At 60.7% G+C, this 23,394-nt stretch carries 19 protein-coding genes; 10 read left to right on the top strand and 9 right to left on the bottom strand.

Annotation, left to right across the window (positions count from 1 at the left end):
• Positions 1–328: 328 nt before the first annotated feature.
• The gene (cysZ, locus tag BM267_RS04325) at positions 329–1,075 is read left to right on the top strand and encodes a sulfate transporter CysZ (RefSeq protein ID WP_036989353.1); all 747 of its coding nucleotides are present in this window, start codon (positions 329–331) and stop codon (positions 1,073–1,075) included.
• A 59-nt stretch (positions 1,076–1,134) separates the two neighbouring features.
• Positions 1,135–2,340, top strand: coding sequence for a glycosyltransferase family 4 protein (locus tag BM267_RS04330; protein WP_051610782.1), 1,206 nt, complete (start codon positions 1,135–1,137; stop codon positions 2,338–2,340).
• 12 nt (positions 2,341–2,352) lie between these two features.
• On the opposite strand, the gene BM267_RS04335 is transcribed toward BM267_RS04330, so the two are convergent.
• Together BM267_RS04335 and BM267_RS04340 are read right to left on the bottom strand one after the other, a co-directional pair.
• Positions 2,353–3,462: an NADH:flavin oxidoreductase gene (locus BM267_RS04335; protein ID WP_036990214.1), complete on the bottom strand. Its 1,110-nt coding sequence runs from the start codon at positions 3,460–3,462 to the stop codon at positions 2,353–2,355.
• Positions 3,463–3,663: 201 nt separating this feature from the next.
• Entirely contained in the window at positions 3,664–4,149 is a 486-nt protein-coding gene (locus tag BM267_RS04340; RefSeq protein WP_036989351.1) for an FKBP-type peptidyl-prolyl cis-trans isomerase, read from the bottom strand.
• Between the two features lie 147 nt (positions 4,150–4,296).
• On the opposite strand from BM267_RS04340, the gene BM267_RS04345 reads away from it, so the two are divergent.
• The 3 genes from BM267_RS04345 (at position 4,297) to BM267_RS04355 (ending at position 8,638) form a co-directional block, all read left to right on the top strand.
• Positions 4,297–5,517, top strand: coding sequence for an acetate kinase (locus BM267_RS04345; RefSeq protein WP_036989349.1), 1,221 nt, complete (start codon positions 4,297–4,299; stop codon positions 5,515–5,517).
• A gap of 3 nt (positions 5,518–5,520) precedes the next feature.
• Positions 5,521–7,656, top strand: coding sequence for a phosphate acetyltransferase (gene pta, locus BM267_RS04350; RefSeq protein ID WP_036989347.1), 2,136 nt, complete (start codon positions 5,521–5,523; stop codon positions 7,654–7,656).
• Positions 7,657–7,732: 76 nt separating this feature from the next.
• Complete coding sequence (locus BM267_RS04355) at positions 7,733–8,638, top strand: acyltransferase (RefSeq protein WP_036989345.1); 906 nt, start codon at positions 7,733–7,735, stop codon at positions 8,636–8,638.
• A gap of 198 nt (positions 8,639–8,836) precedes the next feature.
• On the opposite strand, the gene BM267_RS04360 is transcribed toward BM267_RS04355, so the two are convergent.
• Both BM267_RS04360 and BM267_RS04365 read right to left on the bottom strand, forming a co-directional pair.
• On the bottom strand, positions 8,837–9,490 hold the full coding sequence (locus BM267_RS04360; protein WP_036989343.1) for a YiaD family glycine zipper/OmpA-like lipoprotein: 654 nt from the start codon (positions 9,488–9,490) through the stop codon (positions 8,837–8,839).
• A gap of 118 nt (positions 9,491–9,608) precedes the next feature.
• Complete coding sequence (locus BM267_RS04365; RefSeq protein ID WP_036989341.1) at positions 9,609–10,253, bottom strand: MBL fold metallo-hydrolase; 645 nt, start codon at positions 10,251–10,253, stop codon at positions 9,609–9,611.
• Positions 10,254–10,430: 177 nt separating this feature from the next.
• Here BM267_RS04365 and BM267_RS04370 point away from each other — a divergent pair, with 177 nt between their 5' ends.
• Complete coding sequence (locus BM267_RS04370; RefSeq protein WP_074777704.1) at positions 10,431–11,813, top strand: amino acid permease; 1,383 nt, start codon at positions 10,431–10,433, stop codon at positions 11,811–11,813.
• Between the two features lie 61 nt (positions 11,814–11,874).
• Here BM267_RS04370 and BM267_RS04375 read toward each other — a convergent pair whose 3' ends face one another.
• Together BM267_RS04375 and BM267_RS04380 are read right to left on the bottom strand one after the other, a co-directional pair.
• The gene (locus tag BM267_RS04375; protein WP_083392362.1) at positions 11,875–13,119 is read right to left on the bottom strand and encodes a dicarboxylate/amino acid:cation symporter; all 1,245 of its coding nucleotides are present in this window, start codon (positions 13,117–13,119) and stop codon (positions 11,875–11,877) included.
• A 171-nt stretch (positions 13,120–13,290) separates the two neighbouring features.
• Positions 13,291–14,973, bottom strand: coding sequence for a fatty acid--CoA ligase (locus tag BM267_RS04380; RefSeq protein WP_074777702.1), 1,683 nt, complete (start codon positions 14,971–14,973; stop codon positions 13,291–13,293).
• 201 nt (positions 14,974–15,174) lie between these two features.
• On the opposite strand from BM267_RS04380, the gene BM267_RS04385 reads away from it, so the two are divergent.
• Complete coding sequence (locus BM267_RS04385; RefSeq protein WP_036989332.1) at positions 15,175–16,353, top strand: acetyl-CoA C-acyltransferase; 1,179 nt, start codon at positions 15,175–15,177, stop codon at positions 16,351–16,353.
• A gap of 134 nt (positions 16,354–16,487) precedes the next feature.
• Complete coding sequence (locus tag BM267_RS04390; protein WP_074777700.1) at positions 16,488–18,368, top strand: methyl-accepting chemotaxis protein; 1,881 nt, start codon at positions 16,488–16,490, stop codon at positions 18,366–18,368.
• 6 nt (positions 18,369–18,374) lie between these two features.
• On the opposite strand, the gene BM267_RS04395 is transcribed toward BM267_RS04390, so the two are convergent.
• Positions 18,375–19,403: an acyltransferase family protein gene (locus BM267_RS04395; protein WP_051610781.1), complete on the bottom strand. Its 1,029-nt coding sequence runs from the start codon at positions 19,401–19,403 to the stop codon at positions 18,375–18,377.
• Positions 19,404–19,635: 232 nt separating this feature from the next.
• Between BM267_RS04395 and BM267_RS04400 the strand changes: the two genes are divergently transcribed.
• On the top strand, positions 19,636–20,541 hold the full coding sequence (locus BM267_RS04400) for an SDR family oxidoreductase (protein ID WP_036989329.1): 906 nt from the start codon (positions 19,636–19,638) through the stop codon (positions 20,539–20,541).
• A 129-nt stretch (positions 20,542–20,670) separates the two neighbouring features.
• Entirely contained in the window at positions 20,671–21,393 is a 723-nt protein-coding gene (gene nagB / locus BM267_RS04405; RefSeq protein ID WP_036989327.1) for a glucosamine-6-phosphate deaminase, read from the top strand.
• Between the two features lie 13 nt (positions 21,394–21,406).
• On the opposite strand, the gene BM267_RS04410 is transcribed toward nagB, so the two are convergent.
• Together BM267_RS04410 and BM267_RS04415 are read right to left on the bottom strand one after the other, a co-directional pair.
• The gene (locus BM267_RS04410; protein ID WP_074777698.1) at positions 21,407–22,051 is read right to left on the bottom strand and encodes a LysE family translocator; all 645 of its coding nucleotides are present in this window, start codon (positions 22,049–22,051) and stop codon (positions 21,407–21,409) included.
• 78 nt (positions 22,052–22,129) lie between these two features.
• A complete protein-coding gene (locus BM267_RS04415; RefSeq protein WP_036989320.1) occupies positions 22,130–23,293 on the bottom strand; it encodes a type III PLP-dependent enzyme in 1,164 nt (387 codons plus the stop codon).
• Between the last annotated feature and the right edge of the window lie 101 nt (positions 23,294–23,394).

Consider the following 23,394-nt stretch of genomic DNA (forward strand, 5'->3'; position numbering starts at 1 on the left):
AGCAGCGTTATAGTCAAAAAAAGAAAATCTTCGAACCAGCGCTGCGCAACGCTGACCAACAACCCTGGCGGCCGGCGGGTCGGCACTGTGCCCTGCAACCGTGGCGGTAGATAATCCAGTGCAGCGATTTGCTGTTCAAACTCCTACGATAGCGCCATTCAGGACCGGTCAAGGGATCGGCTGGCGTTGCCGTCGCGTAGACATCGGTCACAGCGGCAGGCGGTGTATGGTTGAGCACCCTACCCGATGATCGAAACTGCTGTCACTATATCAGCCGGATAGTCTATCTCTATAGTCTCCAGGCATCATTCCCATGAAGGAAACCGCAATGGCAAACGCCCTGGCCCCGTTACGGGGTACCGAATATCTGAGAGAAGGTTGGCAACGCATTCGCCAGCCGGGATTGCGGCGCTTTCTGATCATCCCGCTGATATTGAATCTGACGCTGTTCATGGCGCTGATTGGCTGGGGCGTTCGGCAATTCAACTACTGGATGGATCGGCTGATGCCGCATCTGCCAGAGTGGGCTGCCTTTGTCGAATGGTTGCTGTGGCCGCTATTCGCGCTGGTGGTGTTGCTGGTGCTGTTCTTCGGCTTCAGCATCCTCGCCAACCTGATCGCCTCGCCGTTTTACGGCTTTCTGGCCGAGAAGGTGGCTGAACAGGAACGCGGACTGGTCAGCCCGCCGACCGGCTGGCAGGAGATTCTCATGGTGGTGCCGCGCAGCCTGGGACGGGAATTTCGCAAGATCGCCTATTATCTGCCGCGCCTGATCGGCCTGTTGCTGCTGACACTGATTCCGGTGGTGAACCTGGCTGCCTCGCCCCTGCTGCTGGCATTTGGCGTGTGGATGATGGCAGTGCAGTATATTGACTATCAGGCCGACAACGACCAGGTGGATTTCCGCGATATGCTGCGCTGGATGCGCGGTCGTCGGGCGCTGTCGCTCGGTTTCGGGCTACCGGTGTATGTGGGCATGCTGATTCCGTTGATCAATCTGCTGGTCATGCCCTCGGCGGTGGCTGGCTCGACGCTGCTATGGGTGCGGGAAGGGCCGAAGGACAGCTTGCGCTGACATGAATTAGTCATGTATTCGTCACATGCCGATCACCGACAGGCACCATACTGGTGCCCATGACCACTATTCCTTCGCAGCATCAGCACTACGCCCTGGTTACCGAAACCTGGAGACCACAGATCAACGGCGTGGCCAATACCCTTGGCCGCCTGTTCGACGGGCTGTTGCAGAACAATAACCGGATCCAGCTGGTGCGTCCCGCCCAGTCCGGGGAAGCAACAGGGCTGATCGACCATGGCCTGGCCCAGGAAGTCCTGGTGCGCGGCATGCCGATCCCCGGCTACCCCCAACTGCAGTTCGGCCTGCCAGCAACGCGCCGGCTGAAGGCGCACTGGCAAAGCAATCGGCCCGATGCCATTTATCTGGCTACGGAAGGACCGCTGGGCTGGTCGGCGCTGCGGGCCGCCCGGCAGCTGGGCATTCCCATCGTGAGCGGCTTTCACACCAATTTCCAGCAGTACAGCGAATGCTATGGGCTTGGGCTGTTCTACCGTCCGGCAGTGGCCTGGTTGCGCTGGTTTCACAACCAATCAGTACTGACGCTAGCGGCCAGCAGCAGCCAGCAACGCGAGCTGTCGCGTATGGGCATCACCAATCTGATGCTGCTCGGCCGTGGGGTGGACTGCGAGCTGTTCCATCCCGCGCGCCGTGATCAGATCTTGCGCGCCAGCTGGGGCGTGGGTGAGCAGGACCTGGTGTTGTTGCACGTCGGTCGCCTGGCCGCGGAGAAGAACCTGCAACTGCTCAAACGCAGCTGGACAGCATTGCGCGACATGCCGGGTTATGAAGGGCGCCTGCGGATGGTGGTGATTGGCGATGGCCCGTTGCGCGAGACTCTGGAGCGGGATATGCCCGACGCCATATTCACCGGCGCGCTGGCCGGAGTGGAGCTGGCGCGAGCCTATGCCAGTGCGGACATCTTCGTGTTTCCCAGCCTTACCGAAACCTTCGGCAATGTGGTGACCGAAGCCATGGCCTCCGGCCTGGCGGTCAACGCCTTCGATCTGGCTGCGGCGCATCAGCACCTTCGCGACCGCTACAGCGGCGGCTTGGCACCAGCGGCCAATGAGGAGGTGTTTCTGAGCAATCTGCGCTGGCTGATAAGCGACAGCGAAGGTCGACGCAGTGTCCGGTTACATGCCCGGCATCGCGCCTGCCAGCTCGGTTGGCCTTTGATACTGCAACGCTTCGAGGATTACCTGCGGCGGGCCAGTCTGTCGTCCCGACGGGTGATGGGGGCTATCCCCAGCAAACAGGGATAGCCTCCGCCAGCTTTACACCAGCTGCTTCAGCGCTTCGCGGCTGTAGGGCAGCACTTCGTCGAAACGCCCTTCGCGCAGCTTCGCCGGCCAGGCCGGGTCGACGATCAACACCCGACCCAGCGCAACCAGGTCGAATTCGTTGTTGTCCAGCCGCTGCAGCAGATCATCGATATTGGCAGTCTCGGCCACTTTGTCGGTCTTGACCATGTATTCCAGGAACTCACTGTCCAGCCCGACGCTACCCACGGTAATGCAGGGTTTGCCGGTGATCTGACGGGTCCAGCCAGCCAGGTTCAGCGGCGAGCCTTCGAACTCCGGCTCCCAGTAACGGCGCTGCGAGCAATGGAAGATATCCACACCAGCGTCAGCCAGCGGAGCGAGGAATTGCTCCAGCAGCTCCGGCGTGGGTGCCAGGCGGGCGCTGTAGTCCTGCTGCTTCCATTGGGAGAAGCGGAAGATGATCGGAAAGTCCGGCCCCACTGCCTGACGTACCGCACGGATGATCTCGACTGCGAAGCGGCCGCGGTTGTCCATGTTGCCGCCGTATTCATCGTCGCGCTGGTTGCTGCCTTCCCAGAAGAACTGATCAATCAGGTAACCGTGGGCGCCATGCAGTTCCACCGCATCGCAGCCAATGGCCTTGGCGTCCTTCGCGGCCTGGGCAAAAGCATTGACCACATCCTGGATATCGTCACGGGTCATGCCGTGCACAATGACCTTGTCATCCTTGCGCTTTTCCATCGGGCCATAGCCCGGCACGTTGCCATCGGGTCCGGAACCCAGGCGGCGCACATTCCCAACGTGCCACAATTGCGGGGCGAATTTGCCGCCAGCCTCGTGTACGGCATCCACCACCTTCCGCCAGCCAGCCAAGGCATCTTCATCGTGAAAGCGCGGTACATCGGGATAGCCATTGGCGGCGCAATGGTTCACCGTGGTGCCTTCGCTGATGATCAGGCCCACACCCTCCGCGGCGCGGCGACGGTAATACTCCACCACCTGCTCGGTCGGCACGCCACCGGGCGAGAAGTTGCGTGTCATGGGCGCCATGACCAGGCGACTGGGGAGATTCAGCGAACCCAGCACAACGGGCTGGAACAGGGAACCGGCATCGGTCGACATCATGCACTCCTGCGAAAATGTTTCGGGCCGCCACTATAAATGCAGAATAGTCGTTCAGGAGTTCAATTGATGACATTGATGGCAGGATAGAAGCTGTTGCCATCAAAGCCCGATCACAATCGCTGCAGAGTTTGAATGGCAGGCATGAAAAAGCCGGCCACAAGGGCCGGCTTTCGGTGCTACTCAGTGAAGCCTCAGGCCTCAGTGGTGCACGCCGCCTTCGCCATGGATATGACCATGGGCCAGCTCGTCTTCGGTAGCATCGCGGATGTCGGCGACCTTGACTTCGAAAGTCAGGCGCTGACCGGCCAGCGGGTGGTTTCCATCGACGGTGACTTCATCGCCATCCAAAGCGGTGATGGTGACGATCTGCATGCCGCCATCCGGAGCGGAGGCATGAAACTGCATGCCCACTTCCAGCTCATCGACACCTTCAAACATGTTGCGACCCAGTACCGCCACCAGCTCAGCACTGAATTCGCCATAGGCATTTTCCGGATCGATAGTCACTTTCAGCTCGTCGCCGACCTGCTTGCCAGCCAACGCCTGTTCGAGACCCGGAATGATGTTACCCGCGCCGTGCAGATACACCAGCGGCTCGCCGCCAGCGGAGGTATCCAGCGTTTCGCCGGCATCGTTGGTCAGTGTATATTCAATCGATACGGCTTTGTTGGCAGCAATCTGCATAAAAAAATCCTGTGTTTTCGGGCTCTGAAGTGGTCAGTTTACGCATAAATGACCGGAAACGCACGGCCAGCTAAGGTATAAGTTGGGTTAATCGAAGAGGCGCACGCCGACACCCCGCGCCTTCCTGACTGATAAGAATGGAGCACCATGACTGATCGATTGGTACTTGTCATAAATTGTGGAAGTTCGTCCCTCAAGTTCGCGCTGCGCAGCGAATCCGAGCAGAAGCCGCTGCTCAGTGGCCTGGCTGAGCGCCTCGGCACCGCCGATGGTGTGATGAACTGGAAAGCCGGCGATATCCGCGAGCACGTCGCGATTACCGATGGCAAACACAGCACCGCCATGGCCAGTCTGCTGCCGCTGATCGAGCGCTTCGCTCATCGTCCGCTGACCGCCGTCGGTCACCGCGTAGTCCATGGCGGCGAACACTTCACCGGCGCCAGCCTCATTGACGACGAAGTGCTCGCTGCCATCGAGGACAGCGCGCCCCTGGCGCCGCTGCACAACCCAGCGCAGTTGACCGGCATCAGCGAGGCACGACAGGTATTCACCGACATCCCGCACATCGCCATCTTCGATACCGCCTTTCACCAGAGCATGCCACCCCACGCCTACCGTTACGCTTTGCCCGAGGCGCTGTACAGCCAGCATGGCGTGCGCCGGTATGGTTTCCATGGCACCAGTCACCGCTTCGTATCGACCCAGGCCAGCCTGCTGATGGGCCTGGAGCCGGGCCACGGCGCCTGGCTCACTGCACACCTGGGCAATGGCTGCTCGACCTGCGCCGTGCTCGACGGCAAGAGCCTCGATACCAGCATGGGCATGACACCACTGGAAGGCCTGGTCATGGGCACCCGCAGCGGGGACGTGGACCCCAACCTGCATTCGCACCTGGCCCGCACCCTGGGCTGGGACCTGGAGCGCATCGACAACATGCTCAACCGCGAAAGCGGCCTGCTGGGCCTTTCCGAGGGGCTGTCCAACGACATGCGCACGTTGGTCGCCGCCCGCGCCGAGGGCCATGCCGGCGCCAGCCTGGCGGTGGAGGTGTTTTGCTACCGTCTGGCCCGCTCGCTGGCTGGCCTGGCCGTGGCGCTGCCGCGGATCGACGGCGTGATCTTCACCGGCGGCATCGGTGAAAACTCACCGCTGGTGCGCGAGCTGACGGTACGTCATCTGGCGCTGTTCGGCCTGGCCATCGATCCGGCGGCCAATGCTACCCCACCGGGCAATCCGGCCCGGCAGATTCAGGCGGGCAACTCCCCCGCCATTCTGGTGATACCGACAGACGAGGAGCGGCAGATCACCGAAGAGTGTCTGGCATTGCTCGACCTCGCCGCCACCCAGCCCGTGGAACAGGAAGCCTGATCGATGCATACTTTTTTTCTTGCCCCATCCGGATTCGGCGTCGGCCTGACCTCGGTCAGCCTGGGTCTGATCCGTGCCCTGGAGCGCAATGGCCTGCGCGTCCACTTTCTCAAACCCATTGCCCAACCGCACCCCGGCGATGACGGCCCCGAGCGCTCCACTGCGCTGATCAGCGGCACCATGGGGCTGGCTCCGCCGACGCCGCTGGAACTGCCAGAAGTAGAGCGGCGGCTGGCCAATGGCGAACTGGACGAGGTGCTGGAAGACATCGTCAGCCGCTACCGCGAAGCGGCCCGGGATGCCGATGTGGTAGTGGTCGAAGGCATGGTGCCGACACGCCAGGCCGCCTATGCCGCGCGCATCAACCAGCATCTGGCCAAGAGCCTGGATGCCGATGTAATCCTGGTCTCCGCGCCGGACGACAACGATCTGGCCACCCTGGCCCACCGCATCGAAGTGCACGCCCACGGCTTCGGCGGCCCCCAGGACCCCAAGGTGCTGGGCGTCATCATCAACAAGGTTCAGGATCTGGACCTGGGCGGTGACGTACCCCATGACCGCGGCCAACTCAAGCGCACCTTGAAGGAGTATGCCGCCGCGCTGAAACAGCATTCGCGGGTGCTGGATACCGAAGGCTTCCGGCTGATCGGCTGCATCCCCTGGCAGAGCGAGCTGAGCGCGCCGCGCAGCGCCGACGTAGCGGCCATCCTGAACGCGAAGATCCTGCACCCCGGCGAGATGCAGCAACGCCGGGTGCTGGATATCGTACTGTGCGCCCGCACCGTGCCCAATACGCTGCACCTGTTCCGCCCCGGCACGCTGCTGGTGGTGCCCGGTGACCGCGACGACATCATCATTTCCAGTAGTCTGGCTTCGTTGTCCGGCACGCCCTTGGCCGGCCTGCTGCTGACCGGCGACATCATGCCCGATGAGCGCGTCATGCAGCTGTGCCAGCCGGCGCTGGACAATGGCCTGCCGATCTTTCTGGTTGGCACCGGCAGCTTCAAGACCTCTTCGCTGCTGGACCGGATGAACCGGGAGATTCCGATCGACGACCACGAACGGGCCATGCTGGTGACCGACTTCGTCGCCTCGCATATCGACCACAGCTGGCTGCAGCACCGCTGCGGCATGCCCCGCGAGCTACGCATGTCTCCGCCCGCGTTCCGCTACGATCTGGTCAACCGGGCGCAGCAGGCAGACAAACGCATCGTATTGCCCGAAGGCGACGAGCCACGCACCGTACAGGCAGCGGCGATCTGTCAGCGCCGCGGTATTGCCCAATGCGTGTTGCTGGCCAAGCCAGAAGCGGTCGAAGCAGTGGCCCGCGCGCACCACATCACCCTGCCGGACGGGCTGCAGATAATCGATCCGGATGAGGTGCGCGAGGACTATGTCGCACCGATGGTCGAGCTGCGCAAGGATCGTGGCATGACTGCGCCGGTCGCGCTGCAACAGTTGGAAGACAATGTGGTGCTCGGCACCATGATGCTGGCTCTGGACGAAGTCGACGGCCTGGTATCCGGCGCGATTCACACCACCGCCAATACCATTCGCCCGGCGTTCCAGCTGATCAAGACCGCGCCGGAATACAGCCTGGTCTCCTCGATCTTTTTCATGCTGCTGCCCGACCAGGTGCTGGTCTATGGCGACTGCGCAGTTAATCCGGACCCCAACGCGTCCGACCTGGCCGAAATTGCCATTCAAAGTGCCCGCTCGGCGGAGGCCTTCGGCATCCCGCCGCGGGTGGCCATGATCAGCTATTCCACCGGCAGCTCCGGTACGGGTGAGGATGTGGAAAAGGTCCGCGAAGCGACCCGCCTGGCCCGCGAGCGTCAGCCGGGGCTGTTGATCGATGGCCCGCTCCAGTATGATGCCGCCGCGATAGCCAGCGTCGGTCGGCAGAAAGCACCGGACAGCCCGGTTGCCGGCAAGGCGACGGTCTTCATCTTCCCGGACCTGAACACCGGTAATACCACCTACAAGGCCGTACAGCGTAGTGCCAACGTGATCAGCGTCGGTCCCATGTTGCAAGGCCTGCGCAAACCGGTGAATGACCTGTCCCGGGGTGCCCTGGTGGACGATATCGTGTTTACTATCGCACTGACCGCCATACAGGCCGATGCGGACGATAGCTGATTGACGTGCGCTGGCAGCCTGTGTGGTCAGCGAAACCCCACAGGCTGCCAAGCCCCATGGACGAGTTCATCAGATAATGCTGTATTTCTTGCCTGCTTTCCTGCGCGGGAGCCTCTCGCTCCTGTTGCTGATCCTCAACACGCTGTTCTGGTTCAGCCTGCTGTTTCCCTGCGCCTTGATCAAGCTGCTGCCCATTCCTGCGCTACAGGCCTTTCTCACGCGGGTCATGATCCGTATCGCCGAAAGCTGGATACGCTGCAACAGTGGCTGGATGCGGCTGGCAGGTCGTACCCAATGGGATGTCCAGGGCCATGAGCAACTGGACCACGACGGCTGGTACCTGGTGAGCAGCAATCACCAGAGTTGGGTCGACATTCTGGTGCTGCAGCACAACCTCAACCGTCGCATGCCCATGCTGAAATTCTTCCTCAAGCAGGAGCTGATCTGGGTACCGGTCATCGGCATCTGCTGGTGGGCGTTGGATTTTCCTTTCATGAAGCGCTACAGCAAGGCCTATCTGGCCAAGCATCCGGAAAAGGCCGGCCAGGACCTCCTGGCCACTCAACGCGCCTGCGAGAAGTTCAAGACCACCCCGGTGGCGGTGTTCAACTTTCTGGAAGGCACCCGGCTGACACCGGAAAAGCATGCCGAACAGAACTCACCCTATCGCCACCTGCTCAGGCCAAAGTCCGGCGGTATCGCCTTCGTTCTGGATGCCATGGGTGAGCAGCTGCGCTCGCTGGTCGATATCACCATCCATTATCCCGATGGCAGCCCGACCTTCTGGGACCTGCTCAGCGGTCGGATTCGCAAGGTCGTGATGCGCTGTGAGACCCGGCCGATTCCCGCCGAGTTCCTCGGCAAGGACTATCAGAACGATGCGGCTTTTCGGGCGGAATTCCAGGCCTGGGTCAACGGTCTGTGGGAAGAGAAGGACGCCCTGCTCGCGCAACTGCACCGGGATTATCCACCGCAGACGTAGGCTTTCCTCGGGTTGGCGCGCCGATACCCGGCCTGGGAGCCGTCGAGCACCAGCTCGATGAGCGCGCTCAGCCAGGAACATCGGGCCTGTCCAGCCAACTCGCAGGATACGAGCTGGTGCTCGAATCTCCCAGGTAACCGACTTCCCAACAGAAACGGGACGCCAAGGCGTCCCGTTTTCACATCAACCAGGTTCCAATTACAGCGGACGCAGGTTGATCTCCACGCGACGGTTCTGCGCCTTGCCGGCGGAAGTGTCGTTGCTGGCGATCGGCTGGCTCGGGCCGACCCCACGGCTGCTGATGCGCGCGCCAGATACGCCCTGGCCGGTCAGGTAGGACGCCACACTGGTGGCGCGCTCCTGGGACAGGCGCATGTTCAGCTCCAGCGAACCAGTGCTGTCGGTATGGCCAACGATGTCGATCCCGTTCTTGTCGAACTCCTTGAAGACCTTGACCAGCGAATTCAGGGTCGGGTAGAAGCTGCTGGAGATGTCCGAAGAGCTGCTGGCGAAGGTGATATTGCCCGGCATGATCAACTGCAGATTGTCACCATTGCGAACGACCTGCACACCCGTACCGGTCAGCTCCTGGCGCAGACGTTGCTCCTGGCGGTCAGCGTAGTAGCCGTAACCCGCACCCGCAGCGCCACCAACGACCGCACCGATCAAGGCGCCCTTGCCACGGTCCTTCTTGCTTGAGGTAGCGGCGCCAATCAACGCACCGGCCGCAGCGCCACCGCCGCCATAGACACCGGCCTTGCCAGCTTCCCGCTCACCGGTATAGGGATTGTTGGTACAACCTGCCAGCAGTGCCGCACAGGCAGAGGCGGCAATAAGTGCTTTGATTTTCATGCTTTTTTCCTTAATTGGCTTCTTCATCATCGCAGCGCGGCACCCCAGCCGGGATGCGTCCGGAACATAGACCGTTACGCTTGGCCTTTTATCCCTCAATAGTGCAATTATGATCACTTTATCCGCGAATGAAAGGGTTCTCGCGGATCTCTTCGCCGATCCGGGTATCCGGACCGTGCCCCGTCACCACCACCGCGTCTTCATCCAGAGTGTACAGACGGGTCCGAATCGAGGTTTCGATCTTGGCATGATCACCGCCCCACAGGTCGGTACGGCCGATCCCCCGGCGAAACAGAGTGTCTCCGGCAATCAACAGCTTGGCCTGGGGAAACCAGAAGCTCATCGAGCCCGGCGTGTGTCCCGGCGTATGCAAGGCCACCCCACAACCGCAGGCCAATTCCTCATCGTCCTGCAGCCACTGATCCGGCGCTGGCACCGGTGTGTAAGGCACACCGAACATCTTGCACTGCATTTCCAGGTTGTCCCATAGGAATTGGTCTTCCTTGTGCAGGTGCAAGGTCGCCCCGGTGGCCTTCTTCATCTCTCCCGAGGCAAGGAAGTGGTCCAGATGAGCATGGGTATGGATGATGCTCACCACCTTCAGGCCGAGCTGATCGAGACGGTCCAGTATCAACTGATGATTGCCGCCAGGATCGACTACGACGGCTTTCTTGGTGATGGGGTCGCCGATGATGGTGCAGTTGCACTGCAACGGACCGACGGGAAAGGTTTCGCGGATCAGGGCAGGTTGGGTGGCTTCCATGGGAGTCCTTGTAGCTGTTTGCATGGCCGAAGTATGACAAATCGAGACGAAGAAAGCCTCCACCCTGGCCGCAGCAGAGCCAGCCTGCGTCAAATAGACCGATAGCCTGCGAACAGGCGCCAATCTGTGTACAATTTGCCACTTTTTTACAGCCAGCTCCCCCGCCACGGATTCTCCATGACCGAACCAGCACCCCAAGGCCAGCTCAAGCGCGGCCTGACCAATCGTCATATTCAGCTGATCGCCCTGGGCGGTGCCATTGGTACCGGTCTGTTTCTCGGCTCCGCCGGGGTGATGAAAAGCGCTGGTCCTTCGATGCTGCTGGGGTATGCGATTGGTGGCTTCGTTGCCTTTCTGATCATGCGCCAGTTGGGTGAGATGATTGTCGAGGAACCAGTGGCGGGGTCCTTCAGTCATTTCGCCCACAAGTACTGGGGGCCCTTCGCCGGCTTCCTGTCGGGCTGGAACTACTGGGTGCTCTACGTGCTGGTGGGCATGGCCGAGCTGACGGCGGTGGGCAAGTACGTCCAGTACTGGTATCCGGACATCCCGACATGGGCCACGGCGCTGGCGTTCTTTGCGCTGATCAACCTGATCAACCTGTCCAACGTGAAGGCCTTCGGCGAGGCGGAGTTCTGGTTCGCGATCATCAAGGTGGGCGCTATTCTCGGTATGATCGCGCTGGGCCTGTATCTGCTGGTATCCGGCGCCGGGGGTGAGCAGGCCAGTGTCAGCAACCTGTGGGCCCATGGTGGATTCTTCCCCAATGGCATCGGCGGGCTGGTGGTGGTGATGGCGGTGATCATGTTCTCCTTTGGCGGCCTGGAGCTGGTGGGCATTACCGCCGCCGAAGCGGAAAATCCAAGCAAGGTGATCCCGAAAGCGATCAATCAGGTGGTCTACCGGATTCTGCTGTTCTATATCTTCGCCCTGGGCATCCTGCTGTCGCTGTACCCCTGGGATAGCCTGGTGGAGACGCTCACCAGCGGCACTGACCCCTACGCGCGCAGCCCCTTCGTGCAGATCTTTTCGCTGATCGGCAGCGACACGGCGGCCCATGTGCTGAACTTCGTGGTGCTGACTGCGGCGCTGTCGGTCTATAACAGCGGCGTCTACTGCAACAGCCGGATGCTGTATGGCCTGGCCGAACAGGGCAACGCACCGCGGGCATTCCTCAAATTGAGTCGCAACGGGGTGCCGGTGCGGGGGATTGTGGTGTCCGGCGCTGTTACCCTGCTGTGTGTGGCCTTGAACTATGTGCTGCCGGAGGGTGCGCTGATCATCCTGATGTCACTGGTGGTCGCCGCACTGGTGCTGAACTGGGCAATGATCAGCCTGTCCCACCTGAAATTTCGCCGCGCCTTGCGTGAGCGAGGGGTGGAGCCGAGCTTCAAGGCGCTGTGGTCACCCTTCGGCAATTACCTCTGCCTGGCCTTTGTCGGTTTTATTCTGCTGGTGTTGCTGCTGGATGCCGGCACCCGCATGTCGGTCTTTGCGCTGCCGGCATGGGTTGCAGTGATCGGTCTGTGCTATCTACTCAAGAACCGCAAGACCGGCTGACCTTGCGCAGAAAACGGGCCCGAGCAGGCCGCTCCCGCATAAGCAACTGGGGGAGCGGGCGCTACGCCCCCTGCTCCACCTCATCCTCGGCGAGCTTCTGAACCACCAGACTGCCGATGATATCCCCTTCCACGTTGACCGCCGTACGCACGGTATCAAGCAGGCGATCGATGGGTAGCAGGATGGCAATCGCCTCCGCTGGCAGTCCCACCGCCTGCAGCACCATGACCATGGTTACCATGCCCGCGCTGGGAATGCCTGGTGCACCCGACGAGGCGATCATCGCCGTGAGAAAGACCACCAGCTGCTGGGCGAGTGACAGTTCGACGCCGATCAGGTTGGCGACGAACAGGGCCGCGGCCGCCTCGTAGAGCGCGGTGCCGTCCATGTTCATGGTTGCCCCTAGGGGCAGAACGAAGCCGGCGATCGGCCGCTTCACGCCGAGATTATCCTGGGCGCAGCGCAGGGAGATCGGTAATGCCGCCGAGCTGGAACTGGTAGCGAAGGCCGTGATGATGGCCTCGCGCGCACCGCGCCAGAACCACAGCGGTGACTTGCGTGTCACGGCGTAGAGGATGCTGGGCAGCGTGACCATGCCATGAAACAGCGTCGTGCCGAAAACCAGCACAATAAAACCGAGCATGGTGACCAACAGCGCGACATCCTGCTCGGCGACCAACCGGATCAGCAGCGCAAGAATACCCAGCGGTGCCAACCACATGATCCAGCCGATGATGCGCAGCAGCAGATCGAGAAACTCCTGCATCACTTGCAGCACCGAGCGATAACGCTCGCCGCCCGCGACCAGGGCGACACCGACGAAGATGGCAAACATCAGCACCGAGAGAATGTCGCCGTTGGCGAAGGCTTCGAAGGGGTTCTTGAACAGCCCGCTGAAGAAATACTGGAAGAACTCGGGCATGGTCATCTGCCGCGCTTCGAATGATTCCATCGCATCGGCGAACATATCCAGCGACAGCCCGGCGCCCGGCTTGAACACATTGGCCACTACCAATGCCAATAGCATCGCCAGGGCAGTAGTCAGCATGAAATACAGCACGGTGCTGATCCACACCCGGTGCACCTGATGATGCGCCTGCAGGCTCGCCACCCCTACAACAATGGAGGTGAAAACCAGCGGAATCAGCACCATCTTCAGCAGACCGATGAACACGCCGCCCACCAGCGTACTGCCATAAAGCACGCCTGTACGCAGGGCGGTCTCTTCCGGCATGCCACCGAGCAGCCAGCCGATAAGCACACCAAGGCCGGCGGCAATGAAGATCAGGCGATTCAGGCTGGGCACGGGCATTCTCCTTGTTTATTTATGCAGAAGAATACCTTTCAAACAGCAGACCCGCACCCGCAAACATGCCGAAGGCGGTTTCCCTGGGAACGTCGAGCACCAGCTCGATGAAAGGAACTGCGCCACGGCACCTTGAACGAGCGGGCGCTCGTCCCTCCCAGGACTCCGGTGTCAGAGCGAGGAAATGCAGGGTGCCTGCTGCTCCAGCCAGTCGGCAATTTCCACGCGAATACGCTTCTTGTCGAGCTTACCGACACTGGTCTTGGGGATCTCGTCGATAACGGCAATCTGTGTGGGCACCGCCCACTTGTTGATGCGGCCATCATCCACGAAGGGCTGCAGATGTTCAGCGAGGCGCCTGGCGTCCATCTCCTGCCCCGCGGCAACCACCACCAGGGCGAAGGGCCGCTCGTCCCAGCGCGGGTCCGGAACACCGACCACCGCCACATCCCGGATCGCCGGATGCAAGCTGATCAGGCTTTCCAGCTCCAGGGACGACAACCATTCGCCGCCAGTCTTGATCACGTCCTTGATCCGGTCGCGGATGTCGATGCTGCCGGTAGGGTCGATGGTCGCCACGTCGCCGGTATGCATCCAGCCATGTTCCCATAGCTCGCGGCTCTTTTCCGGCTCCTTGAAATAGCCCTGGGTGAGCCAAGGCGCGCGTAATACCAGCTCGCCTTGAGTATGCCCGTCATGGGGCAGGAAATGACCCTCGGTATCCATGATCCGCGCTTCGACCAGGGGCACCGGCACGCCGGCCTTGATCTTGTAGGTGATCTGCTCCTCTTCGCTGCCGGCCTCGATCTGCAGGTTATTGTAGCCGGCGGAAATAAGCGGGCAGGTTTCCGACATGCCGTAGGCACCGGACAGGCGAATGCCCCGGGCGCCAGCCGTCTTGTACAAACCGCGGGTCAGGGCGCTGCCGCCGATGATGATTTTCATCCCACCGAAATCGTGTCCCTCGGCTGCCTTGGCATTGAGCAGCATCTGCAGAATGGTCGGTACGCAATGCGAGTAGGTCACCTGCTCCTGCTGGATCAGCTTGACCAGCAGCTCCGGATCGTAACGGCCGGGATAGACCTGTTTTACACCGAGCATGGTCGCGGTGTAGGGCATGCCCCAGGCATGCACATGGAACATCGGCGTGATCGGCATGTAGACGTCACGGTTACTGAGCAGTTGCTCATGCCCCAGGCCATTGAGCATGCCGGCCTGGGTCAGGGTGTGAAGCACCAATTGCCGGTGGGTGAAATACACACCCTTGGGGTTGCCGGTGGTGCCGGTGGTGTAGAAGGTGGTGGCGACCGAGTTCTCGTCGAAATCGGCGAATTCATAGGTGCTGTCCGCCGCAGCCAGCAACTGCTCATACTCACCGGCGAACCCGCGCAGTTCGGCAGCCTTGTCTTCACCGTCGGTGAGCAAAATGGTCGACGTCACTGTGGTCAGTTGCGGCTCAATGGCTTGGTACAGCGGCAGGAATTCGCTGTTGACCAACACCATGATGTCGTCAGCGTGATTCATGGTGTACACGATCTGCTCCGGCGACAGCCGCACATTCACGGTGTGCAGCACAGCGCCAATCATCGGAATGGCAAACATGCATTCCAGATAACGGTGGCTGTCCCAATCCAGTACCGCCACGGTATCCCCGGCCTTGACCCCCGCCTGGGTCAGCGCATTGGCCAGCCGGCAGATACGCTGGTTGAAGGTGGCATAGTCGTAACGGCTGATGTCCCGATAGACAATTTCCTGCGAGGCTTCATAGCGCACCCCCGACAGCAACAGGTTCTTGATCAGCAACGGCGTGGAGTGAGCCTGCTCGGTGGGCGGTAAAATCCGTGTATTCAACATGATGCGACCTTTCTTGTTGTTGGCTTGCCGGGGCCTGCCCCGCGGTTCTGCATTTAATATAGCGACAGCGGAGCAGGACAACCATGGCTCTTGTGTATCCCGATCATACAAAGGTTTGCAGTCGACAATAAGGGTTTAAAGCGCGTATAAAGTCGCTTGATGACCATAAATAAACAATCAGTCATATTTTCAGGAGTCACCATGTCCGAAAGCATTGTCATTGTCAGCGGCGTCCGTACGCCCATGGGTGGTTTTCAGGGAAGCCTGTCGAGCGTATCGGCGGTAGATCTTGGCGCTCTGGTCATCCGCGAGGCGGTGGCACGGGCCGGCATCGCCCCGGCGGATGTCGAAGAGGTGATCATGGGTTGCGTATTGCCAGCCGGCCTCAAGCAGGGTCCCGCCCGCCAGGCCAGTCTCAAGGCCGGGCTACCCAGCGCCACCGGCTGCACCACCATCAACAAGCTCTGCGGTTCAGGCATGAAGGCAGTGATGATGGCGACTGACATGCTCAAGGCTGGCTCCAATCAGATCATGCTCGCCGGCGGTATGGAAAGCATGTCCAATGCCCCTTACGTGATCGAGAAAGCGCGCGGCGGGCTGCGCATGGGCCATGGCGAAATCAAGGACCACATGTTCCTCGACGGCCTGGAAGATGCGCAGACCGGTCGGCTGATGGGCTCCTTCGCCCAGGAAACCGCGACCAAGTACGGTCTGACCCGCGAAGATATGGATGCCTACGCCATCGAGTCCCTGACCCGGGCCAAGAAGGCCATTGACAGTGGCGCCCTGAACAGCGAAATCATTCCGGTGACCGTGGCCTCGCGCAAGGGCGACGTGGTAGTCAAGGATGATGAACAGCCGCACAACGCCAATATCGAGAAGATTCCCGGCCTGCGTCCGGCCTTCGCCAAGGACGGCACCATCACCGCTGCCAACGCCAGCTCGATCTCCGATGGTGCCAGTGCCCTGCTGCTGATGACCGAGTCCGAAGCCAAGCGTCGCGGCCTCCAGCCGCTGGCCCGGATCGTCGGCCACGCCACCCAGAGCCAGGACCCGAGCGAGTTCACCCTCGCCCCGGTCGGTGCCATGACCAACCTGTTCAACAAGATCGGCTGGAGCAAGGATGATGTCGATCTGTTCGAGATCAACGAAGCCTTCGCCATGGTCACCATGCTGGCCATGCGCGAACACGGGCTGGATCACAGCAAGGTCAACATCTTTGGCGGCGCCTGCGCCCAGGGTCACCCGGTGGGCTCCACCGGCTCGCGGCTGATCGTGACGCTGATCAACGCCCTGCAACAGACCGGCGGCCAGCGTGGCGTGGCCTCGTTGTGCATCGGTGGCGGTGAAGCGACTGCGGTAGCCATCGAACTGGTGTGACCAATGGCTGACGCCTGCCCGCTGGGCGGGCGTCTTTCGCCCTCAAGCTCCCTGTCTCGCTGCCGATACGACCTTGACGTAACCGACCGGGCACCTTCTGGCCCGGCTTTCCGTTTTCCAAGGTACAGGCGGCCATGAACCTCAAATTCAGTCATAAAATCCTGCTTGCCGGCTGCGGCATCGTCATTCTGGCGTTCTCTCTATTCGCGCTGTACAACGATTATCTGCAACGCAACAGCATTCAGACCAATCTCGAATTCTCAATAAGCCAGGCGGGCACGCTCACCGCCGGCAGCGTGGAAAACTGGGTAAGTGGCCGCGTGTTGCTGATGGAAAACCTGGCCGAAAATATCGCTGCCCAGAACTTGCCAGACGCCCAGGCCGAACTGATCGGTCAGTCGACCTTTACTTCCAATTTCATGTTCACCTATCTGGGTGCCGCTGACGGCCTCTTCATTCAACGTCCGGAGACAGAGTTACCCGAAGATTACGACCCGCGCGATCGGCAGTGGTACACCGATGCGGCAAGCGCTGGCCGATCAATTCTGACGGAACCTTATATGGCCCCTACCGGTGATCTGATGGTAACCCTGGCTACACCAGTAGAACGCCATGGCCAACCGGTTGGCGTAGCCGGCGGCGACTTAAGCCTTGCAACATTGGTCAATCTCATCAACTCGGTGGATTTTGGCGGCCTGGGCCACGCTTTTCTGGTTAACGGTGACGGTCGGGTACTGGTCACGCCCGAGCCGGATCAGTTGATGAAGAACCTCAGTGATATCTACACCGGCGATAGGCTGCGCATCGAGTCAGGCCTGCAGAGCGTGCAGCTCGATGGCCGCCAGCGATTGCTGGCCTTTACCCCGGTCGCCGGCCTGCCCTCGGTGAACTGGTACATCGGCCTATCCATCGATCGGGACCAGGCCTACGCCCCGCTGGCGCAGTTCCGCACCTCGGCGATCATCGCCATGCTGGTCGCAGTAGTCGCCATTGCCATGCTGCTGAGCCTGCTGATCAAAATACTGATGCGTCCGCTGCAGAACATGGGCCGGGCGATGGCGGATATCGCCGACGGTGAAGGTGATCTGACCCGCCGGCTGGCGGTCGAAAGCCGCGACGAATTCGGTGAGCTGAGCGCCTCGTTCAATCAGTTCGTCGAACGCATCCATGCCTCCATCAGCGAAGTGGCCTCTGCTACAGGTCAGGTGCATGACCTGGCGGTGCGGGTAATGAACGCGTCTAACTCGTCCATTGCCGGCTCCAACGAACAGAGCGCTCGCACCGAAAGCGTGGCCGCAGCCATCAACGAGCTGGGCGCCGCCGCTCAGGAAATTGCCCGCAACGCGGCCGACGCCTCCAACCAGGCCAGCAACGCCAGCGAGCAAGCGGAAGATGGGCGGCAGGTCATGGCCAGGACCATTCAGGCGATGACTGCCCTGTCCGATACCATCAATACCTCGCGGGAACAGATCGAGACCCTGAATACCAGTACCGAGGACATCAGCCATATCCTCGATGTGATCAAGGGCATTTCCGAGCAGACCAACCTGCTGGCACTCAACGCCGCAATCGAAGCTGCCCGAGCCGGCGATGCGGGTCGCGGGTTTGCCGTGGTGGCCGATGAAGTACGTAATCTGGCCCACCGCACCCAAGAGTCCGCCGAGGAGATTCACCGCATGATCACCACCCTGCAGCAGGGCTCCCAGGAAGCGGTGAATACCATGCACGCCAGCCAGGCATCCAGCGTCGAGAGTGTCGATGTGGCCAACCAGGCCGGCGAACGGCTGGGCACCGTGATGGAGCGGATCGTCGAGATCGACGCCATGAACCAGTCGGTGGCAGCCGCCACCGAGGAGCAGACCACCGTGGTCGAAGCGCTGAACATGGATATCAGCCAGATCAACCTGCTCAACCAGCAAGGCGTGGCGAACCTTCAGGAAACCCTCGGCGATTGTGATGCCCTGTCCCATCAGGCCGGCAGGCTCAAGCAGTTGGTGGACAGCTTCAAGATCTGAGCCAGCTCAGCGCCCTGCCCGCGGCTGATTCCAATTGACGGGCAGGGTCAGCCAGCGGCTGATAGGTGCGGAAAACAGATAGCGCAACTGCAGCCGCTGGGCGATGGCCAGCGCGAGCAGCGGCAGCAACAGGCCGCCGGCCACCCCCGCCACGGCGTGCAGCAGGAACGAATCCACACCACCGACCTTGAGCAACACACGCACGCCGCTGCCGGCCAGGATATGCATCAGATAGATCGCCATGGAAGCCGTACCCAGATAGGCGACAAATCCCAACGGCCGGCGGGCGGACCAGCAGCAGAGCGTTACCACAGCCGCGATCGAGAGCAGCGCCAGCAGCAGCGACAACATTCCCCGATCGGCATAATGCAGTTCCAGCAGACCATGGAAGCCGTATTGGGCGGCCGCGAACAACCCCAGCATGAACAATACCTGCCAGCCAGACGCAACCATTCCACGCACCTGGTCCGCATAGAGGATACCCAACGCGAAAAACACGAAATTATCCGCGATATAGCGCAATGCCACGACTTCTGGCAGCAGCGGCGGGAATAGATAAAGCAGCGCCGCGATCACGACTACTGGCAAGATCGAGCGCCGGGACAGGCTGAACACCGCAACGGCCAGCAGAAAGCACAGCAGCAAGGCATACAGGAACCAGAATTGCGCCCGCGGCGCCCATAGCAGCGCAAACACCTCCGCATAGGTGACCGCGCCGTTGGTGTAATCGGCCAGAGCAGCCTCGATCAGCCCCTGGAGAATGGACCACAGCACATAGGGGTAGAAGATGCTGTCGAGCTTGCTGAACACCATCCCACGGGCGCCCTTTGCCGCCAGCGATTGCCGGAAGAATAGCCCCGCCAGAAAGAAGAACAACGGCATGTGAAAGCTGTAGACAATGCTGTCCGACAGTTGATAGAAGGTTTCCGGCATGGGAATTCCGGCGCTGTGCAGCCCACGCAATACATGCCCGTATACCACCAGGACGATACCCAGTGCCTTGGCGTGATCCACCCAGAGGTCCCGATTCTCCATCACCGTCTCCCATCAGGCGCATAAATGTCGCAGCCAGCCGAGCATAGCGCCGCGCGCCGATCGGCCACCTATCGAATGGCTAATGCTTTATTCGGGGTGGGCAGATTATTTATGTCAGACCATTCACCAGCCCGGAACGGCTTGCCGGTTCTCGGCAACTGCATGACACTGTGCGGCAACTTTTCCGTGGTGCCTTAGGGTTCCGCAATGCATTCCTGCCAAGGAGATCTCCATGAGCGACATCCGTTTTGAAGACAAGGTGGTCATCGTCACCGGCGCCGGTGGTGGCATCGGCCGCGCTCACGCACTGCTGTTCGCCAAGCATGGCGCCAAGGTTATCGTCAACGATCTGGGTGGCAGCACCCAGGGAGAAGGCGCCAACAGTGAAGCGGCGCTGAAAGTGGTCGAGGAAATCAAGGCCGCCGGCGGTACCGCGATCGCCAACCCGGACAGCGTGGTGGACGGCGACAAGATCGTACAGTGCGCCATGGACAACTTCGGCCGGGTCGATGTGGTAGTCAACAATGCCGGTATCCTGCGCGACAAGAGCTTCGCCAAGATGTCCGATGCCGATTGGGACCTGGTGTACAAGGTGCATGTCGAAGGGGCCTACAAGGTGACCCATGCCGCCTGGAACCACATGAAAGAGCAGAACTTCGGCCGTATCATCTTCACCGCGTCCACTTCCGGCATCTATGGCAACTTCGGTCAAGCCAACTACGGCATGGCCAAGCTGGGGCTGTATGGTCTGACCCGCACCCTGGCCATCGAAGGCCGCAAGAACAACATCTTCGTCAACGCCATCGCCCCGACCGGTGGTACGCGCATGACCGAAGGCCTGTTCCCGCCCGGTGCGTTCGAGAAGCTCAAGCCCGAGCTGGTCAGTCCGCTGGTGGTCTACCTGTGCTCCGAGCAGTGCCAGGAAACCTCCAGCCTGTTCGAAGTCGGCGGCGGCTGGATGGGCAAGGTGCGTTGGGAGCGTTCGCTGGGCATCGGCTTCAATCCGGATGAAGGCTTCAGCCCGGAAGATGTACAGGCCAATTTCGACCAGCTGTGCAGCTTCGAGAATGCCGTGCATCCGAAGGACAACATCGAAGCGCTGAAAGAACTGATGCAGAATATCCAGAAGTTCAGCTGAGTACGTCCTGCCTCTGACCCATTTTTGCCCCATTTTGGGGCAAAAATGGGCATTTCGCTTTCAACCCGTTGCGTTCGCGGAGTAGAATCCAGCGCTTTATCTCTGGCCACCGGCCCAGGACCCGAGCGCATGAAGATCATCACCGTCAAGAACTACAACGAGCTCAGTACCACCGCCGGCCGGATCATCGCAGACCTGGTAAGCAGCAAACCCCGCTGCACCCTGGGGCTGGCCACCGGCAGCACACCACAAGGTACCTACCAGTATCTGGTCGAACGCTACCGGGCAGGTGAGATTTCCTTCAAGGAAGTACAGACCTTCAATCTGGATGAATATTGCGGTCTGCCGCGCAGCCATCCGGAAAGCTACTTCCGCTTCATGCACGACAATCTGTTCAGTCACATCGATATCCAGCCGGAAAACCGGCATATCCCCTGCGCCGAAGGGGGCGATCTGCAGAGCCAGTGCGACGCCTACAACGCCCTGCTGCGCCAGGCGACAGTCGACCTGCAGCTACTCGGCATCGGCAGCAATGGCCATATCGGCTTCTGCGAGCCGGGCACGCCCTTCGAACGGGAAACCTTTCTCACCCAACTGGCCGAGAAAACCCGACAGGATAATCAGCGCTTCTTCAATTCCCTGGAGGAGGTGCCCACCACGGCCATCACCATGGGCATCAAGAACATCCTGGAAGCACGCTCCATCCTGCTGATCGCCAGCGGCAAGGCCAAGGCCGAATGTATCAGCCAGATGGTCAACGGCCCGGTCACCGAAGCTGTCCCGGCCTCAGCCCTGCAGCGTCATCCGGATACGACCATTATTCTCGACGAAGAAGCCGCCGCCCTGCTGTAGTCGCCAGACGGTTCTACCGCAACGACCCGGCAAGTTCCAGCAGCGAAAAACCGGCACCGACTACAGCGATAACCAGCAGAAACCCGGCGGAGAGGATCGAGATGATTCGCCGATTGCGCTGGAAGATCCCACCCTTCATTACCGCAATGTAGGCCACCAGAATCAGCAGATCGAAAACGATCCACAAGGCAGTAAGAATCGTCAGGCTCAATCCCGCGCCAGCGGTGATGCCGATGAACTGTGGAAAAAAGGCAATGAAGAACACAATGTCCTTCGGATTCGAGATCCCGACCAGAAAACCGTTCAGCATGGGATATTGCCGCCGGCTGGCAGCAGGGGTGGCAACGCTATCCGCTACTGCTGGCGTCACGGCAAATTCGCTGCGCAATGTTGCGCAGGCGACCCAGCCAATAAAGACACAACCCAGCAGACTGACCCAGCGCAACCAGAGATCATTGATCGATAGCAGCCCGGAAATCACCAGCGCCGCACTGCCGATGAGCAGCAACGACGCCAGGTTGGTGCCCAGCACGGTACGCAAGGCGTGACGAAACCCAAACCGGGAAGCATCGCTGATGACCAGCGCAACAACCGGGCCGGGCGTCGAAATCAGCAGCGTGATAGACGCCAGGTACATCAGTAACAGCGGGTAATTCATGCAGTTTCCATCCCCGCATCATGGCTGGGAGGTCGGGCGCGACCCGGTCGAGCGCGCCCCGCCCCCGTCGCCACCTTCTCAGACGTAAAACGCCTCCAACGGCGGGAAGCCATTGAACTCGATCGAGCTGTAGCTGGTGGTGTAGGCACCGGTGGACAGCCAGTACAGCCGGTCGCCGATCGCCAGATTCAGCGGCAGGCCGTATTTGTAATTCTCATACATGATGTCGGCGCTGTCACAGGTCGGGCCGGCAATGACGGCTTCTTCCAGCTCGCCGCGCTTGTCGGTCCAGATCGGGAACTTGATCGCCTCGTCCATGGTTTCCACCAGGCCGGAGAACTTGCCCACGTCGGTGAATACCCAACGCTCCAGCGCAGTATGGGATTTGCGCGAGACCAGCACCACCTCGCTGACCAGGATACCGGCGTTGGCAATCAGCGAACGCCCTGGCTCCAGAATGATTTCCGGCAGTTCGTCACCGAAATCTTCCTGCAGGAAACGGGTGATTTCCTCAGCATAGGTCTGCAAGGTATTGGTCTTGGTCAGGTAGTTGGCCGGGAAGCCGCCGCCCATGTTGATCATCTTCAATACGATGCCGTCTTCTTCCTTCAGGCGCTCGAAGATTACCTTGACCTTGGCGATAGCCGCATCCCAGGCGCCGATGTCGCGCTGCTGCGAGCCGACATGGAAGGAAACGCCATAGGGGTCCAGGCCCAGCTCCTTGGCCAGTACCAGCAGATCCATGGCCATGTCGGTCTGGCAGCCGAACTTGCGCGACAGCGGCCAGTCGGCGGTGGTGGATCCTTCGGTCAGGATGCGTACATAGATCTTCGAGCCCGGCGCGGCCTTGGCGATGTTGCGCAGGTCAGCTTCGGAGTCGGTGGCATACAGGCGTACGCCCTTCTCATAGAACGCGCGGATGTGTGCCGATTTCTTGATGGTGTTGCCGAAGCTGATCTGTTCCGGCTTGACGCCCAGCGCCATCACCTTCTCCAGCTCATAGATGGAGGCGATATCGAAATTCGAGCCCTTGTTCTTCAACAGGCTCAGCACTTCGTTGGCTGGGTTGGCTTTGACAGCATAGTAGATCTTGCCGTAGGGAAAGCCCTCGACCAGCTCGTCATAGGCGCGGTCGATGGTTTTCAGGTCCACGACCAGAAAGGGGGTTTCATGCTGATCAGCACAGGCACGGATACGGCTGAAGGTATCGCGGTCAAAATATTCGTCGAGCTTGATGGTCATGGCGTCGGCTCCAAAGCATAAGGTCTGGTGTCGGGCCGCGTGGGGACATTGGGATCAGCTGCAGGGCAGACAGGCGTACCTATCCCCTGGTCAGGAACCAG

The sequence above is a fragment of the Halopseudomonas bauzanensis genome (assembly GCF_900114735.1).
In the GTDB taxonomy this organism is placed as follows: Bacteria; Pseudomonadota; Gammaproteobacteria; order Pseudomonadales; family Pseudomonadaceae; genus Halopseudomonas; species Halopseudomonas bauzanensis.

What these genes read in the sequence shown, in the direction of transcription:
- BM267_RS04370 (WP_074777704.1), top strand. Translation starts at nt 10,431, where the DNA reads ATGACCGAACCAGCACCCCAAGGCCAGCTCAAGCGCGGCCTGACCAAT.
- BM267_RS04395 (WP_051610781.1), bottom strand. Translation starts at nt 19,403, where the DNA reads ATGGAGAATCGGGACCTCTGGGTGGATCACGCCAAGGCACTGGGTATC.
- BM267_RS04355 (WP_036989345.1), top strand. Translation starts at nt 7,733, where the DNA reads ATGCTGTATTTCTTGCCTGCTTTCCTGCGCGGGAGCCTCTCGCTCCTG.
- BM267_RS04360 (WP_036989343.1), bottom strand. Translation starts at nt 9,490, where the DNA reads ATGAAAATCAAAGCACTTATTGCCGCCTCTGCCTGTGCGGCACTGCTG.
- BM267_RS04385 (WP_036989332.1), top strand. Translation starts at nt 15,175, where the DNA reads ATGTCCGAAAGCATTGTCATTGTCAGCGGCGTCCGTACGCCCATGGGT.
- BM267_RS04400 (WP_036989329.1), top strand. Translation starts at nt 19,636, where the DNA reads ATGAGCGACATCCGTTTTGAAGACAAGGTGGTCATCGTCACCGGCGCC.
- BM267_RS04390 (WP_074777700.1), top strand. Translation starts at nt 16,488, where the DNA reads ATGAACCTCAAATTCAGTCATAAAATCCTGCTTGCCGGCTGCGGCATC.
- pta (WP_036989347.1), top strand. Translation starts at nt 5,521, where the DNA reads ATGCATACTTTTTTTCTTGCCCCATCCGGATTCGGCGTCGGCCTGACC.
- BM267_RS04410 (WP_074777698.1), bottom strand. Translation starts at nt 22,051, where the DNA reads ATGAATTACCCGCTGTTACTGATGTACCTGGCGTCTATCACGCTGCTG.
- nagB (WP_036989327.1), top strand. Translation starts at nt 20,671, where the DNA reads ATGAAGATCATCACCGTCAAGAACTACAACGAGCTCAGTACCACCGCC.
- BM267_RS04330 (WP_051610782.1), top strand. Translation starts at nt 1,135, where the DNA reads ATGACCACTATTCCTTCGCAGCATCAGCACTACGCCCTGGTTACCGAA.
- BM267_RS04380 (WP_074777702.1), bottom strand. Translation starts at nt 14,973, where the DNA reads ATGTTGAATACACGGATTTTACCGCCCACCGAGCAGGCTCACTCCACG.
- BM267_RS04365 (WP_036989341.1), bottom strand. Translation starts at nt 10,253, where the DNA reads ATGGAAGCCACCCAACCTGCCCTGATCCGCGAAACCTTTCCCGTCGGT.
- BM267_RS04340 (WP_036989351.1), bottom strand. Translation starts at nt 4,149, where the DNA reads ATGCAGATTGCTGCCAACAAAGCCGTATCGATTGAATATACACTGACC.
- BM267_RS04345 (WP_036989349.1), top strand. Translation starts at nt 4,297, where the DNA reads ATGACTGATCGATTGGTACTTGTCATAAATTGTGGAAGTTCGTCCCTC.
- cysZ (WP_036989353.1), top strand. Translation starts at nt 329, where the DNA reads ATGGCAAACGCCCTGGCCCCGTTACGGGGTACCGAATATCTGAGAGAA.
- BM267_RS04335 (WP_036990214.1), bottom strand. Translation starts at nt 3,462, where the DNA reads ATGTCGACCGATGCCGGTTCCCTGTTCCAGCCCGTTGTGCTGGGTTCG.
- BM267_RS04415 (WP_036989320.1), bottom strand. Translation starts at nt 23,293, where the DNA reads ATGACCATCAAGCTCGACGAATATTTTGACCGCGATACCTTCAGCCGT.